General features: G+C 58.3%; 12 protein-coding genes. 2 read left to right on the plus strand and 10 right to left on the minus strand.

The window, feature by feature from the left end; translation table 11 throughout:
* Nucleotides 1-53: 53 nt before the first annotated feature.
* From GDJ93_RS05665 to ileS, 7 genes are all read right to left on the minus strand, one after another.
* A complete protein-coding gene (locus GDJ93_RS05665; RefSeq protein ID WP_152068063.1) occupies nucleotides 54-1,403 on the minus strand; it encodes a replication-associated recombination protein A in 1,350 nt (449 codons plus the stop codon).
* Nucleotides 1,404-1,463: 60 nt separating this feature from the next.
* Entirely contained in the window at nucleotides 1,464-2,711 is a 1,248-nt protein-coding gene (locus GDJ93_RS05670) for a deoxyguanosinetriphosphate triphosphohydrolase family protein (RefSeq protein ID WP_152068064.1), read from the minus strand.
* Nucleotides 2,712-2,742: 31 nt separating this feature from the next.
* Complete coding sequence (locus tag GDJ93_RS05675) at nucleotides 2,743-3,165, minus strand: prepilin peptidase (protein WP_152068065.1); 423 nt, start codon at nucleotides 3,163-3,165, stop codon at nucleotides 2,743-2,745.
* Nucleotides 3,166-3,246: 81 nt separating this feature from the next.
* A complete protein-coding gene (locus GDJ93_RS05680; protein ID WP_152068066.1) occupies nucleotides 3,247-4,542 on the minus strand; it encodes a glycosyltransferase family 2 protein in 1,296 nt (431 codons plus the stop codon).
* Nucleotides 4,543-4,624: 82 nt separating this feature from the next.
* The gene (locus GDJ93_RS05685; RefSeq protein WP_152068067.1) at nucleotides 4,625-5,638 is read right to left on the minus strand and encodes an RluA family pseudouridine synthase; all 1,014 of its coding nucleotides are present in this window, start codon (nucleotides 5,636-5,638) and stop codon (nucleotides 4,625-4,627) included.
* Nucleotides 5,638-6,165, minus strand: coding sequence for a signal peptidase II (gene lspA / locus GDJ93_RS05690; protein ID WP_264297882.1), 528 nt, complete (start codon nucleotides 6,163-6,165; stop codon nucleotides 5,638-5,640). The genes GDJ93_RS05685 and lspA overlap by 1 nt, the downstream gene beginning before the upstream one ends.
* A gap of 468 nt (nucleotides 6,166-6,633) precedes the next feature.
* Nucleotides 6,634-9,435 (minus strand): isoleucine--tRNA ligase, encoded by a 2,802-nt coding sequence (gene ileS / locus GDJ93_RS05695; RefSeq protein WP_152068068.1) that lies wholly within the window; start codon nucleotides 9,433-9,435, stop codon nucleotides 6,634-6,636.
* Between the two features lie 488 nt (nucleotides 9,436-9,923).
* Between ileS and GDJ93_RS05700 the strand changes: the two genes are divergently transcribed.
* Entirely contained in the window at nucleotides 9,924-11,006 is a 1,083-nt protein-coding gene (locus GDJ93_RS05700) for an iron-containing alcohol dehydrogenase family protein (protein WP_152068069.1), read from the plus strand.
* 49 nt (nucleotides 11,007-11,055) lie between these two features.
* Here the strand turns inward: GDJ93_RS05700 and GDJ93_RS05705 are convergent, their stop codons facing one another.
* Nucleotides 11,056-11,511, minus strand: coding sequence for a 2-thiouracil desulfurase family protein (locus GDJ93_RS05705; RefSeq protein ID WP_152068070.1), 456 nt, complete (start codon nucleotides 11,509-11,511; stop codon nucleotides 11,056-11,058).
* A gap of 76 nt (nucleotides 11,512-11,587) precedes the next feature.
* Nucleotides 11,588-13,480, minus strand: coding sequence for an ATP-dependent zinc metalloprotease FtsH (gene ftsH, locus GDJ93_RS05710; protein WP_172544932.1), 1,893 nt, complete (start codon nucleotides 13,478-13,480; stop codon nucleotides 11,588-11,590).
* 92 nt (nucleotides 13,481-13,572) lie between these two features.
* On the opposite strand from ftsH, the gene GDJ93_RS10370 reads away from it, so the two are divergent.
* Nucleotides 13,573-14,160, plus strand: a complete 588-nt coding sequence (locus tag GDJ93_RS10370; RefSeq protein ID WP_442339729.1) for a cob(I)yrinic acid a,c-diamide adenosyltransferase — start codon at nucleotides 13,573-13,575, stop codon at nucleotides 14,158-14,160.
* Here GDJ93_RS10370 and GDJ93_RS05720 read toward each other — a convergent pair.
* Nucleotides 14,157-14,927 (minus strand): transposase, encoded by a 771-nt coding sequence (locus tag GDJ93_RS05720; RefSeq protein ID WP_152068071.1) that lies wholly within the window; start codon nucleotides 14,925-14,927, stop codon nucleotides 14,157-14,159. The two genes, GDJ93_RS10370 and GDJ93_RS05720, sit on opposite strands and share 4 nt — an antisense overlap.
* Nucleotides 14,928-15,018 lie beyond the last annotated feature (91 nt).

Genomic DNA, 15,018 nt, shown 5'->3' on the forward strand with positions numbered 1-15,018 from the left:
TACCCCAAAGAAGGGGAAAGATACCCTAAGGGAATGTGGGAGGTCCCAAGGACCTACTTGGGCGCATTGCCGCTACGGTCGCGCTCGCTTTGCTCTACGCGCCATTCTTCCCAACCGCGGCCGGCAGGTTGCCAGAACGCGCCGCGCTCCAGTCCCTCGGGCAAATAGCGCTGATCGACCCAGCCTTCGGGATAATCATGTGGATACTTATACACACCGTATTCATCGCTGCCCGGGCGATGGCGATCGCGCAGATAACTCGGCACCTCGCGAAGCCCACTAGAATGGATATCGGCCAGCGCCGCATCGATCGAAGCCTCACACGCGTTGGATTTTGGCGCCAAGCACACATAGAGTGCAGCCTGAGCCAGGTTAATGCGGCACTCGGGATAGCCAATGACCTCGGCAGACTTAAACGCGGCATGCGCCACCAAAAGCGCCTGCGGGTCGGCGTTGCCAACATCCTCAGAAGCGTGAATCATAATGCGGCGAGCGATAAACTTAGGATCCTCCCCAGCATCGATCATGCGCGCGAGCCAATAGATCGTGGCATCGGGGTCGCTACCGCGCATGGACTTGATGAACGCACTGATGATGTCGTAGTGCATGTCGCCGTTTTTGTCATACGTAAAGCCGCGACGCGGGTTGGCGATCTTCACGTCATCCACGGTGATGGGATAGCGCTCCCCCGCCGCAGGCGCTGGCGTTCCCTCGGTATCGGGACGCGTGACGGCAATCTCGCTCGCAAGCTCGAGCGTCGTGAGCGCCGAGCGAGCGTCACCCGCTGCCAGCGTGCAAATGGTCTTGACCGTATCCTCATCGGCCGAGAACTTACCGTTCAAGCCCTGGGGTGCCTCAAGCGCACGTTCAATAAGCGTGGCGATATCCTCATCCTTCAGATGCTCAAGCTCCACGACGCGACCACGTGAGAGCAGTGCCGAGTTGACCTCGAAGTACGGGTTCTCTGTCGTAGCGCCAATCATAATGACGGTACGGTTCTCAACTGCATGCAGCAGGGCATCCTGCTGCGACTTAGAGAAGCGGTGAATCTCATCGATGAATAGAATGGTGCGGCGGTCGTACGTATTCAGGCGCGTCTTGGCCTCATCAATCACGCGACGCAGGTCCTTCACGGTACCCGTGACGGCGCTGACCTCGACAAACTCGCTCTTGGTATGGTTGGCGATAATGTGGGCCAGCGTCGTCTTGCCCGTACCGGCAGGCCCGTACAGAATCACGCTCGAAAGCACGTCGTGCTCGATCGCGGCACGCAGCCATGAACCCTTACCGACGGCCTTTTGCTGGCCCACGTACTCGTCGAGCGAATTGGGGCGCATGCGCACCGCAAGCGGCGCATTCTGAAAGGAACGCTCGCGCGTCGAAGCAGAAAAAAGATCGTCCATAGCCATCCCGTGTATCAATCAAATACTTTTTCCACTAACAGTATACCGAATTAATACGAACTACCGTTCGTTAATATAGGTACGGTGCGGAAACTTCAGACCAGGGAACAGCTTGCTCGTCAGCTCGCAGAAATAACCGTCCGTCATACTCGCGATATAATCCACCACGGCTTGATCCTTGTCGTCCTGCCAGGCATAGGTGCGATCATAGTAGGAAAGCTGCTGCTCAATGCGCGAAATATGGTGCTTAAAGATGTAAGAGGACTCGTCGCCACTGTTTAGATCCCGCAGGCAACGGTCGTAGAGCTTTACGAACGCCTCGCGCAGCTCCGCCTCGGAATCGCCTTCGATACCGCCCTTGCTATAGATCTTCTCGTAGTTCTCGCGCTTAGCTCGGCGGATTTCCTCAAACAGGTCCTCGCTCATCTCGATGCGCGGCTTACCATAGCTGTGCTCAACGATATCGATGGAGGCATGCGTGAGGATCCAACTGTTGTAGGCACCGCCCCGGCCATCATCAAAAGCGTCGGGCGAAAGCAGGCCCGCCGCGATCGCATCCTGACGGTCACGACCGACGTAGGCAAGAATATCCGAAATGCGAACGATGCAGCCCTCGAGCGTCATGGGACGCAGATGCTCAATTGCGCTATAGCCCGTGGCAATGCAATCCTCAACCGTCTGGTCAAACTGGTCAAAGGAGCTCATCTCCGAGAGCTCAAACACACGCTGCTCGTACTCGCCGTTATGGCATAGCACGCCGTCGAGCGTCTGGAGCGACACGTTGCGGCCATACAACGCGTCGAGCACGCGGACCGACTGCACGTTATGGAAAAAATAACGCCCCGTACGCTCGTGATAGATATCGTTGAGGAAGCGCTCGCCGGCATGGCCGAAAGGCGTGTGTCCCAAGTCGTGGCCCAGGCCAATCGCCTCGATCAGATCGCAATTGAGCCCCAGGGCGCGACCGATATCGCGCGCAATGCGCGAGACAAGCTGCACGTGCAAACCGCGGCGTGACAGATCGTCATTGCTACGGAAGCTAAAGACCTGCGTTTTACCTGCATAACGGGTATACGCCGGAAGATGAAGTATCTTTTCGGTATCGCGCATAAACGCCGGACGCATAAGCGTGCCTTTGTCGGCGGCGCGATCAATACGACGAATAGCCTGATCGTCGTTGCAACGATACGAGTTGACATAGCCCGAAGCACGATCGGCGGCAATGCGTTCGACAAGTTCGGGCGACAACGCCGAGGGGATACGGTCCATGCGCGCCTTAATGACGGCCGTTTCTTGATTAGATGCCATGGCATGCTCCTTAAGAAGGATGCGCAATCGGTTACAAAGTGCAGCCCACGACCTCGATTATGGCAAAAATCGGCACTAAAAACGGGAGCAATGGCAGGGAACGCGATTTTATGAAGAGGCAGGAGAGGGCCAGGACCAGGAGCGAGACGGCAAATGCCACGATGCCGCCCATAGGGTCAAGCGTGCAAAGCGCGAAGAGTGCTTTGGCGTCCCCCATGCCAATCCCCGGGGCTTGGCGAAGGCGCCGCCAGAGCGACTCAGTAAGCACAAGGGCAAGGTAGACGATGACCGCAAGACCGGCGTGGTCAAGCGCCGTGGTAACACCCTTGTCGAGCCAGACGCCTGCCAACGCCGCCACCGCACACACGCCGGCAAGCTCATTGGGAAAGCGTCGCTCACGGGCATCAATCGCCGCGCCGGCAAAGATGCAAATCCAAAACGGGATATAAAACATCGAGTACCTCCTCGAGCTGCATCGCAAAAGCAAAAACCACCACAAAGGTGCCTGTCCCCTTTGCGGTGGTTTTGGTGGTGGTTATTTGGCGCCTTGCATGACCTCGTCGAGGGTGACGTTTACGGCATGCTGGGTAGGAACCCAGTCGACCTTCAGGAACAGCGCGGCCACCGTGATGGGGATATAGCTGAACATAAAGATCGGGAAGGTAAACAGGTTAGTCACCAGACGCCACTTTTGCGCGCAGTGAATGTGCTTGTACTCAAAGATAGTCGTGAGCAGCGCCAGGATAAAGAAGGTCTGATACATCATGGCGAAGGTCATAATGAGCGAAGCGGCACACGCCTGCATCTCGACTTCGGTAGCCAAGAAACCATGCGAAAGGCCACCCACAATCAAGAACGTAGCATTAGCGAGCATCGAGATCAGCGATAGCAGCATACCCGGGGCGATCGTCATGAACATGTCGTAGGCGGCAAAGCGATGATAGCGGAACGTCGACTTGACCAGATGCTTGCCGTAGGTAAAGAACACCTGGTAAAAGCCCTTGGTCCAGCGCATACGCTGCTTCCAGGATGCCTTGAACGTCACGGGTTGCTCGTCAAAGAACTCCGCCGGCGCATAGCCAATGCGAATACCGTGAATAGCGCAGAACGTAGTGAACTGAATGTCCTCGGTCAGCGTGTGGAACTGCCAACCGTGCATGCCCTCGATCACGCTTGCGGAGATGAGGTAGCCCGAACCCGAGACGGCGCAAGACGTCTTGCAGATGTTACGCGCGTTGTTGAGAAAGCGCGCCTCGCGCAGATACCAGGTGGCATTAGCTGCCGAGATCCACGAGCTGCCGAAGTTCTTAGAGTTGCGATAGCTCGTGACCACATGGAATCCCTGGTCAAAGGCATCGTTCATCTTGGAGACGTAATCGCGGGAGATAACGTTATCGGCGTCGAAAATAAAGTAACCCTCAAACGTGTCGGGATACTCGTTAAGGATGCGGTCAAAACCAAAGTCCATGACCCAGCTCTTACCCTTGCGGGCCAGGTCGTTGCGTTCAAAAACGACGGCGCCCGCCTCGCGCGCGAGCTGCGCCGTATTATCGGTGCAGGCATCGGCGACCACGAAGACTTCGATAAGCTCGGACGGATAATCCTGATCCTTGATGGAGCGAACGAGGTTGGTGATCACGGCCTCCTCGTTATGCGCCGCGATAAAGAAGGCATAACGATGGAGTTTTTTGGCCTTGGGAGGTGCGACCTCGCCACGAAGAGCGCCAATGACAAAGAAGACCACCTGGTACAGAAAGCAGACCGTGAGCAGCGTGACGACAATTTGATTGAAGATCACGATGGGTGTGTTGGTTTGTAAAAAGGCGAGCATGTAGGCTCCCGAGAACGCGTTACGTAAACAATCGTATATCTTACCGCAGGCTTACCGAGTTCAAGAAACCACCTAATACTGGCTAGGCTTCGAGAAGACCGAGCTGCGGAACGATTTCATCTCCAGCGGCCGTGCGACCGAGCGAGCGCGGAGCCAGATCGTCGAGAACCGCAGCGAGATCCCACGGCAACTCGTCGCGGCACTCAATGCGCTCCCCCGTCACAGGATGGTCGAACGCCACGCGCCAAGAATGCAGGAACTGCCTGGTCAGGCCCTGATCGGCGCGTGCATCGCACTTGCCGTAGAGTTGATCGCCCACGCAGGCGTGGTTGATATGGCGCATATGCACGCGAATCTGATGTGTGCGGCCCGTAAACAGGTGGCACTCGACGAGCGTATAGCCGTCGTCAAAACGCATGGAATCGAAGCGCTCGAGGACCTTAAAGGTCGTAATGGCCTGGCGCGCGAAAGGATCGTCAGAAACCGCCATCTTGACACGGTCGCGCGTCGATCGGGCAATACCGGTGTTAATGGTTCCCTCGTCCATGGCGATGTGCCCGTGGACAAGCGTGATATAGCGGCGGTCGAGTGTGCGCGTACGGATAAGATTTTGGAGCGCGCGCTGGGTGTCGTCGTCCTTTGCCGCAAGCATGAGACCCGAGGTATCGCGATCCAAACGATGCACGATACCGGGGCGATCCTCGCCCTGCACGGTGCCCAGATGGTCGATACCGCAGTGATAGACCAGAGCGTTCGCAAGGGTGCCGCTCTCGTGGCCATGGGCGGGATGGCACACCAGGCCCCGCTGCTTGGAGAGCACGATAAGGTAGTCGTCCTCGTAGCGGATATCGAGGGGAATGGCCTCGGGAATCACGTCGGTCGGGTCGTGCGGCTCGGGCAAGTCGACCGAGATGCGATCGCCGGCGCGTACGGCGTACTTTTTAGAGAGACAAGTCTCACCGTTGACGGCAACGGCGCCTCCCTCGATCAGATGCGCGCAGGCAGAGCGCGTGGGACAGCCATCGTTGGCGCCCAAATAGGCGTCAAGACGCTGGCCAGAGCAATCGTCGGCAACAAGAATATGGATGTCGGCCATTAACGCTCATTCCTTTCGCGAATCTTGCGGGCACGCTCCCCACGCTGTTTGGCTTTGCGTTTGGCGCGGGCTTCGTCACGGGCGTTGAGCTCGGCGGTCGCATCGACCTCGCGAGCAGCGGGACTCAAGAACATGTACCCGATGAGTGCCAGTACCACACCGACCGTAATGCCGATATCGGCCACGTTAAAGACGGGAAAGTCGATGAACGTGGTGGCTATAAAATCGGTCACGAAGCCAAAGACCAAACGATCGATAGCGTTGCCGATAGCACCGCCCGCAACCATTGCCATGCCCACAACCTCAAGATGGGCGAGCTGGGGCGCACGAACGAGGTACACGGCAATAGCGATAATGACCGCCAACGCCAGCACGGCAAACGCAATGCCATGCCCCTCGCCCATACTAAAGGCAGCACCGATATTGCGGACAAACATAAAGTCGATGACACCGGGGATGACAGTCACATGCAAAGCTTCGCCCACGGCACGAACCGCAAGCTTGGTCAGCTGGTCAACAAGCAGCACAACGAGCGCTACCCCACCAGCAACACCCAACCGCCAACGCAAAGGCGGCGTCATATCCCCAGCACGACCCAAATCAATCCCCTACCCTCAAGATCATCGAATTACGTTTAATGCGAAGAACTATTTTATATTGCCATACGCAGAACGCACGACATATCCACCAACGCAATCGAAATAACCAGCTAAAAAGGAAAGCGGCATTCCGAAAAACAGAATGCCGCTTGAATGTGACACAGGTGGTCATTGGGGACGTTCTTGTTTGACTAGTCATTTAAGAACGTCCCCAACAACTAAACAATAGAAACGCCGCATTACCGTCGCCAACAGCGAAAACGCCTCTAAGCGAGCAAGGTGACGTGAAAGAGGAGGGAAGCGTACTTTGGTACGCGACCGACGATTGAACGTCAGATTGCCGCTTAGGGGCGTTTGCAGCGTCGGTAGGTTACGGCGTTCTAGGAACGCCGTAACCTACAAAGCGTCGGCGCAGCGCTTGCAAATATGCGCGTGGCCGTTGTACTCGCCGACGGTGGTGCGGTAGTTCCAGCAACGGTCGCAGCACTCGCCCTCGGCAGCCTCGATGGCAACGGAGAGCTCCTCGCCCTGGGTCAGCTCAACATCGGAGACGATGTAGAACTCGGCCAGGTCGACGGCCTTGTCGCCGGTCAGCAGCGCGTACATCTCGGCGGGAACGACCGCCTTGACGCGAACCTGCTGGCTCTTGGTGAAGGTGCCGGCAGAACGGGCATCCTCAAGGGCTTTGGTCACGGCGCTACGGAGCTCGAGGGAAGCCTCGAGCACACCCTCGAACTCATTGGCCTCGTCGACCGTGATGGGCGACTTGTACCAATCGAGCAGCGCGGCGTACTTCTGGTGATCGACGCAGCCGGCGGGCGCATAGGCCATGGCCTCATCGACCGTGTAGGACAGGATCGGCTGCAGATCGCGCATGAGCATCGAGAAGAGCTCGGCCAGCACGGTCTGCGCGCTGCGGCGCTCGAGCGAGCCGGGCTTGTCGCAGTACAGACGGTCCTTCAGGGCGTCAAGGTACACGTTGGAAAGCTCGGTCACCACGAAGTCGTAGAGCGCACGGTAGGCGCGCGGGAACTCATAGCTGGCGTAGGCGTCGTCGACCTCGGCCTGGACCTGGGTCATACGGGCAACCATGAGCTTGTCGAGCGGCAGTAAGTCAGCAAAGGCGACGCCGTCGGTCTCGGGTTCAAACTGACCCTCAAGCTCGGAGAGCAGAAAGCGCAGCGTGTTGCGGAAACGACGGTAGGCATCGGACGTACGGGCAAGGATCTCATGGTCGATGGAAACGTCGGAGCTGGTATCGACAGACGCAACCCACAGACGGATGATGTCGGCGCCCATCTCGTCGCAGACCTTGTTGGGGTCGATGACGTTGCCGAGCGACTTGGACATCTTGCGGCCCTGGCCGTCGAGGGTGAAGCCCTGCGAGACGACTGCCTTGTACGGGGCGTGGCCGTTGGCACCCACCGAGGTGAGCAGCGAGCTCTGGAACCAACCACGATGCTGGTCGGAGCCCTCGAGGTACACATCCGCCGGGTACTCAAGCTCAGGGCGATACTCGCAGACGGCCTTCCAGGAGACGCCGGAATCCCACCACACGTCGAGAATGTCCTTATCGGCCTTGAGGTGATGGCCGCCGCACTTGGGGCAGACGCAGGCCTCGCCCAGGTAGCTCTCGGGAGCGTCGGTGAACCAAGCGTCGGAGCCCTTCTCGTGGAAGAGCTTGATGACGGCGTCGAGCGTAACGTCGTTCATGACCTTCTCGCCGCAGTCGGCGCACGTGTAGCTGGGGATAGGCACGCCCCAGTTGCGCTGGCGGCTGATGCACCAGTCGGGACGTTGCTCGACCATGGCGCCAATGCGGTTGGCGGCATGGGCCGGATACCACTTGACGTTCTCGCGGACCTCCTTGCCAGCCTGCTCACGCAGACCCGTCTTGTCCATCGAGACGAACCACTGGTCGGTAGCACGGAAGAGCACCGGGTGCTTGCAGCGCCAGCAGTGCGGATAGCTGTGCGTGATCTTCTTCTCGAGGACCAGGGTGCCGCGCTCGCGCAGGAACTCGATGATATGCGGGTTGGCCTCGTCGGTATCCATGCCGCTGAAGGGGCCGCCGGTACCAAACTCCTCGCCGGTGTAGAACTTGCCGTCGTCATCGACCGGCATGCAGATGTCGGTGATGCCCTCCTTTAGGCAGGCAAAGTAGTCGTCGACGCCGTGGCCGGGCGAGTTGTGGACGATACCGGTACCGTCATCGACACCGACGTAATCGGCCAGCAGCGCCACGCCCTCAACACCGTCAAAGATCGGCTGCTTGTAGTGGATGTGGTGGAAGATCTCGGCGGGAACCGCATAGGGCTTACCGTCGACCATGACCGGGGTGTACTCCCAACCAAACTCCTCGCAGCACTTGGGAGCCAGGTCCTCAAGCATGACCTCGGCACGGCCATCGTGCTCAACGGCGACATAGGCGGCGCCGGGCTTGAGGGAAACGGCCTGGTCGGAAGGGATGGTCCACGGCGTGGTCGTCCAGATGATAAAGTCAACCGGGCCGTCGAAGTTCTCGAGGCCGGCGGGCTTGGAGGTCATCTCAAAGCGTACGAAGATGGACGGGCTCGTCTCGTCGGAGTACTCGATCTCTGCCTCGGCGAGTGCGGTGTGGCAGTGCTTGCACCAGTGGACGGGCTTGTGGCCGCGATAGATCATGCCCTTATCGAACATGGCCTTGAAGACCTCGATGTCGGCGGCATCATGCTGGTGATAGAGCGTCAGATAGGGGTTGTCCCAGTCGCCGAGCACGCCCAGGCGACGGAAGCCCGCCTTCTGCAGCTCGATGTTCTCGACAGCGAACTCGTTGCAAAGCTCGCGGATCTTGGCCGTGGAGGTCTTGTTGAACTTCTCGGTGCCGAGCTTCTCCTCGACCTTATGCTCGATCGGCTGGCCATGGCAGTCCCAACCGGGGACATAGGGAACCTCATAGCCCTGCATCATCCAGTAGCGGTTGATCATGTCCTTGGAGATCTTGTTCATGGCATGGCCGATGTGGATCGGGCCGTTGGCGTACGGAGGACCGTCGTGCAGCACGAACTTCTTGTGACCCTCGTTCTTCTTCAGAACCTGCTCGTAGACCTTGTTGTCCTGCCAGTCCTTAAGTCGCTTGGGCTCGGACTTGGAAAGACCGGCACGCATGGGAAAACCGGTCTTGGGCAGATTCATCGTCTGCTTATACTCGTTTGCCACGGTACCCCTTTCATGTCGTGGGCGCGCACGCCCGTTGGGCACCAGAAAAAAGCGCCCGTCCCTGCAAGCTGGGACGAAGCGCCACAAAACGGGCTGCACGCCCGCAAAAGCTCTTCGCTTAACCACCCAGCTTAGATGCCCTCGCCCGCGTATTCGCGCGCTCGCATCCGTTACTCGGCTGGCCTGTATCGACGACCATCTCGGCGATGTCTACTAAGACGAACCTGCGCGGCACGTCCGTTGGGACCGCAGCTCCGGGGTGATTTTCATCGGTCGCATGCACGGGTTCTCAGCGCTCCCCGCTCTCTGTAGCATGCGGACGGCCGACTACTCGTCCCCATCAACGCTTATGCGGAGTATGCTAGCACGTTCCGCGCCAGCGAAAAACCCTCAACACTGGTTTTATACGTTCGAAATTTCTTGCGGCCGTGGACCTTCTCCTGGAGCAAAATACCTGTAAGAACTTTATCGAACGAAAGAAGGTTGCTATGCGCACGATCGGAATGAGCGACTACACCGTTGGCGAGGATTGTTTTACCGAGCTGCCCGCCGCACTGACAGAGTACGGAGCGACCAAGGTCGCCATCATTGGCGGCAAGCGAGCCCTGGCTGCAGCGCTGCCGGGCATCGAGGCGGCTCTTGAAGGTACCGATGTCGAGGTTCTGGAGACGCGCGTCTATGGCACCAACAGTACGCGTGCCAATATCGCCAAAGTCGTGAACTCCCCTGCCTGCCAGGAAGCCGACGTGCTCATCGCCTGCGGCGGCGGCAAGGCGCTCGACACCGTGAAGACGGCGGCCATCGAGCTCAAGAAGATCGTCTTTACCGTGCCGACGATCTGCTCCAACTGCTCCGCCGCGACCGCCATTGCCGTTGTCTACAACGACGATGGATCACTCGAGGGCTATTCGTACCCCAACCGACCGGCGCACATCTTCATCAATCCCAAGATCATCGCCGAGGCTCCGGCGGAGTACTTCTGGGCCGGCGTGGGCGATGCCCTGTCCAAGCAGCCCGAGGTCGAGTACGCCACGAGCGCCGGCAACTTGGAGCACACCGCCGGTCTTGGCCTGGCACTCGCCCACACCTGCTCCGAGCCGCTGTTTACTTATGGCGTCCAGGGTCTTGAGGACGTACGCAAGAACCTGTCGAGCGAAGCCGTCAAGCAGATTGCGCTCGACATCGTGGTCAACACGGGCTATGTCTCGAACCTGACCAACCAGAACGATTACTACTACAACTCGAGCGTGGCGCACGCATTCTACAACGCCACCTGCAGTATTCCGCGTGAGGGATCCTACCTGCACGGTGAGGTCGTGAGCCTGGGCGTGCTGGTGCTGTTCGCCTACACGGGCGATACCGAGAACCTTGAGCGCTACGCCGCCTTTAACAAGCAGATGGGGCTGCCCGTGACGCTTGAGCAGGTCGGGCTTTCCGAGGCCGATATCCCTGCCCTGTGCGAGCACGCGCACGCCACCAACGAGTGGAAGCAGGGCAACCCTGAGCCCTTCACCGACGAAAAGTTCGCCGCCGCCATCAAGGCCGCCAACGCCTACGGCCACACGCTCTAGGCCTAGCCCAAAACCACCACAAGGGAGCAGTGCCCTTGTGGTGGTTTTTTTATTGCTCCAGCATGCTGGAGTCGAACTCACTAACCGGGATCACGCGATAACCGTGGCGGAGCAGTAAATCAACGAAGACAACGTTGCCCACGGTGAGCGTACCGCTGAACATTCCGTCGTAGATGCGATCTACGCCACACGAGGGGCTGCGGTCCTGCAGGATGCACGCGGCGATCTCTTCCGGACCGCCCGCTTGCTCGCACATATCGAGCGCACGTTGAGCGCCTAGGCGAAACTCGCGATCGACCGAGATGCCCTCGCAGGTACGGACCTCGCCGTCCACGATCTCGGACGGCTTGCGCGGTGTGGGCAGGCCGCCAAAGACCTCAGGGCACACCAAGAGAACCTCGGTCCCCGTACGTTCGCAGGCCTCGACCAACGCGCGGTGGTAGTTGTCGAGCCCGTTATACTTGCAGCTCTCGCCCATCAAGCAGGCACTTACCACGATCTTCATATACAACTCTCCCCACGCAAAACGCCCCATTTGAGATAAACACTCAAATGGGGCGATTGACACTGCGCAACCAGTATTACTGCTGCTTTGGCATCAGCGGATTCTCGCGCGTGAGGAGATTCATGAACTCCTCGCCCGTGATCGTCTCCTTCTTGTACAGATAACGAGCCAGCTCGTGGAGCTTGAACTTGTTCTCCTTCAGGATCTGCAGGGCGCGGTCGTGCGCATCCTCGATCAGCTTGGCGACAATCGCGTCCACGCGCTCGGCCGTACCGGGGGCGCAGGTGAGCGACGTGTCCTGGTTAAGGTACGCATTCTGAACGGTACCGAGTGCCATCATGCCAAACTCATCGGACATACCAAAGCGCGTCACCATGTTACGGGCGAGCTTGGTGGCCTGCTCGATATCGTTGGCGGCGCCGGTCGTCATCTCGCCAAAGATGAGCTCCTCGGCGGCACGTCCACCGCAATAGACGGCGAGCTTGTCCAGGACCTCCTGGCGCGTTGTCAGGAAGCGCTCATCCTCCTCGACCTGCATGGTGTAGCCCAGAGCACCGCTCGTGCGCGGCACGATGGTGATCTTCGTGACCGGTGCAGAGCCCTTCTGGCGGGCGGCAACGATGGCATGGCCGATCTCGTGGTAAGAAACAACCTGCTTCTCGTGGTCGGACAGCACCGTGGACTTACGCTGCTGGCCGGCGATGACGACCTCCACCGACTCCTCAAAATCGTCCTGCGTAGCGCGCTTGCGGCCCTCACGGACGGCACGCAGGGCGCCCTCGTTGATGATATTGGCCAGGTCAGCGCCCGAGGCACCGGGCGTGGCGCGGGCAATCGCGGTCAGGTCGATCGGCGGCTGCGTCTTCACGCTCTTGGCATGCAGCTCGAGGATGTTCTTGCGGCCGGTCAGATCGGGCAGCTCAACGGGGATGCGGCGGTCAAAACGACCGGGGCGCAGCAGGGCCGGATCGAGGCTGTCGGGACGGTTGGTGGCGGCGAGGACAACGATACCCTTGTGGTTATCGAAGCCATCCATCTCGGTCAGCAACTGATTGAGCGTCTGCTCGCGCTCGTCGTTGCCGCTAAAGCCGCCGCCGTCACGCTTTTTGCCGATGGTATCGATCTCGTCGATAAACACAATGCACGGGGCCTTTTCCTTGGCCTGCTTAAACAGGTCGCGCACCTTGGCGGCGCCACGGCCGACGAACATCTCGACGAACTCAGAACCCGAAATGCTAAAGAACGGAACACCAGCCTCGCCGGCAACAGCCTTGGCTAGCAGGGTCTTACCGGTACCCGGAGGGCCAACAAGGAGAGCACCGCGCGGCAGCTTGGCGCCAATCTCCTCGTAGCGCTGGGGCTTCTCCAGAAAGTCGACGACCTCCTTGAGGGACTCCTTGGCCTCTTCCTGGCCGGCGACATCCTTAAAGGTCACGCCCACGTCCTTGGAGGCGATCACGCGCGCGCCGGACTTGCCCAGTCCACCGCCGCCAAAGCCACCGCCGCCAAAGTTCATCGAAGGACCGTCATCACCCATGGCCTTCTTCATGCGGCGGTTGAGCCACCAGCCGATCAGGAAGAAAATCGCCATGGGAAGGATGAGCGTAAGCAGGTAGTAGGTCATCAAACCCGAGTTTTTATCGGGAACGACCGACTCCAGCGAAGCGCCAGACTCAAGCACGCGATCGGTAAAGCCCGCATCGTTCGGCACACCGGTCGTCTTATAGGCGATGTTCTCGTCCTCGCCCTTCTTGGTGTAATAAATCGAGTAATCGTCCGTGTTGTACTCGACCTTGTCGACACTCTTCTTATCGAGCGCTTTGACAAACGTCGAGTAATCGGTCTTCGTAATCTGCTGCGTGTGACCGATGTTGGGGAACAGAACGGTCGAGAGCACGAGGTAGACGACGAAGGCGATGAGCACGTAGAGGATCATATTCCGTCTACGCTTGTTGTCATCCATCTCCATCTGCTTGAACTCCATCTACTGGGGTTAATAATGTTTTCTAGAATACCCAACCCGGACGGCGATAAACCGACGCCGGGCACGAAAAGACAGAGATGGCATCACTGGAAGTCGGCAAGGTTCAAATCTATACGGGCGACGGCAAGGGCAAGACGACGGCTGCGCTGGGGCTCGCGCTGCGTGCCACGGGCTATGGACTTAACGTGCTCATGCTTCAGTTTGCCAAGAAGCTGCACTGCGCCGAACATGACGCAGCATCTCGATTGGGGCTACGCATCGTACAAGCCGACCGAGACACACCCGAAGCCTGTGCCGCACAGATCATGGAGCTGGCGCGCGAGCAGATATCACAGGTCGACGTTCTGATTTTGGATGAACTCGGCGAGGCCATGCGCCGCGGCTTCGTGACGCGCGAGGATGTCGAAGCGCTGATCGCGATAAAGCCCGCCACCACGGAGCTCGTGCTAACCGGCCGGGGCTTGCTGCCCCCTCGCGAACCTCGCCGACCTTGTCACCGAAATGCGCCCCATCAAACACTACTTCGACGAAGGACTCCTAGCCCGCCAAGGCATCGAATACTAGCCATTGGGGACGTTCTTAAACGACTAGTCGTTGGGGACGTTCTTGAATGTCTAGTCGTTGGGGACACTCTTTCTTGGGAAAGAGCAAAATCAGGGCCCTAAAACTCACGCCAACCCGACGTGCCATTCGCAACCGTTGCGCGGCCAAGACCAACCGCCCTCACAATTTGATTAACCGTAAGGCCTGATTTCCGCATTTTACAAAGAATCGGCCTACGCTCGGCTGGAGTCATCGCCTTAATGTCGGAAAGAGAAACAGGCAAAGCAATCTCCTTCGCGATTTTAAGCACATCATCGTCGAGAACACGAGGACGGGGCTCGGCATCATAAGGCGCGCTCTCTAGTCGCTCATCAAGATAATGCCGATATTCTAGCGATCCGCCCACGAGGTCCAGCACAATGCCAGGATCGCAAAACCTAAACCCATCATAACCATACGCATATGCTCGATAGCTGGACCAGCGATAATTATCGACAGTCGAAACACCCGCCTTAACGGGATTCATATGGATGTAATCAGCGAGCGCAATTGCCTGGATATCGTTCTCAACTGGAATGTTCTTAAACCGATCCTGAAACAAATGCCCGACACGATCAGTTTTGCGATTGAAATACTTAGCATATGAGGTAAGGATGCCGCTCATGCAAGATGAGATTCTTCCGTTAGGGTCATCAACCATGAGATGAAAATGGTTCGACATGAGGCACCACGCAGTAACGCCGATACCATTCCCAACAAGCTTATCCTCGAACAGCGTGAGCATCCGATAGCGATCCTCATCGTCTTCGAAGATGCAGATGCCGCCATTACCGCGTGCGATTATATGATTATAGCCTGTTAACGAAACGACTCTACCCGTTCTTGGCATATCGCCCTCCCATCACAAACCTACCGGGCAACATCTGATAGGCGCGGACGATCCAATTTGCTAAGCCCATGCTGACAGTTTACAAGGGCAT

It is taken from the genome of Collinsella aerofaciens, assembly GCF_902501475.1.
Classification (GTDB): domain Bacteria; phylum Actinomycetota; class Coriobacteriia; order Coriobacteriales; family Coriobacteriaceae; genus Collinsella; species Collinsella aerofaciens_AL.

Bases quoted from the DNA above. Each gene is read 5' to 3' on its own strand.
- GDJ93_RS05665 (WP_152068063.1), bottom strand. From the start codon at position 1,403: ATGGACGATCTTTTTTCTGCTTCGACGCGCGAGCGTTCCTTTCAGAAT.
- GDJ93_RS05670 (WP_152068064.1), bottom strand. From the start codon at position 2,711: ATGGCATCTAATCAAGAAACGGCCGTCATTAAGGCGCGCATGGACCGT.
- GDJ93_RS05675 (WP_152068065.1), bottom strand. From the start codon at position 3,165: ATGTTTTATATCCCGTTTTGGATTTGCATCTTTGCCGGCGCGGCGATT.
- GDJ93_RS05680 (WP_152068066.1), bottom strand. From the start codon at position 4,542: ATGCTCGCCTTTTTACAAACCAACACACCCATCGTGATCTTCAATCAA.
- GDJ93_RS05685 (WP_152068067.1), bottom strand. From the start codon at position 5,638: ATGGCCGACATCCATATTCTTGTTGCCGACGATTGCTCTGGCCAGCGT.
- GDJ93_RS05700 (WP_152068069.1), top strand. From the start codon at position 9,924: ATGCGCACGATCGGAATGAGCGACTACACCGTTGGCGAGGATTGTTTT.
- GDJ93_RS05705 (WP_152068070.1), bottom strand. From the start codon at position 11,511: ATGAAGATCGTGGTAAGTGCCTGCTTGATGGGCGAGAGCTGCAAGTAT.
- ftsH (WP_172544932.1), bottom strand. From the start codon at position 13,480: ATGGAGATGGATGACAACAAGCGTAGACGGAATATGATCCTCTACGTG.
- GDJ93_RS10370 (WP_442339729.1), top strand. From the start codon at position 13,573: ATGGCATCACTGGAAGTCGGCAAGGTTCAAATCTATACGGGCGACGGC.
- GDJ93_RS05720 (WP_152068071.1), bottom strand. From the start codon at position 14,927: ATGCCAAGAACGGGTAGAGTCGTTTCGTTAACAGGCTATAATCATATA.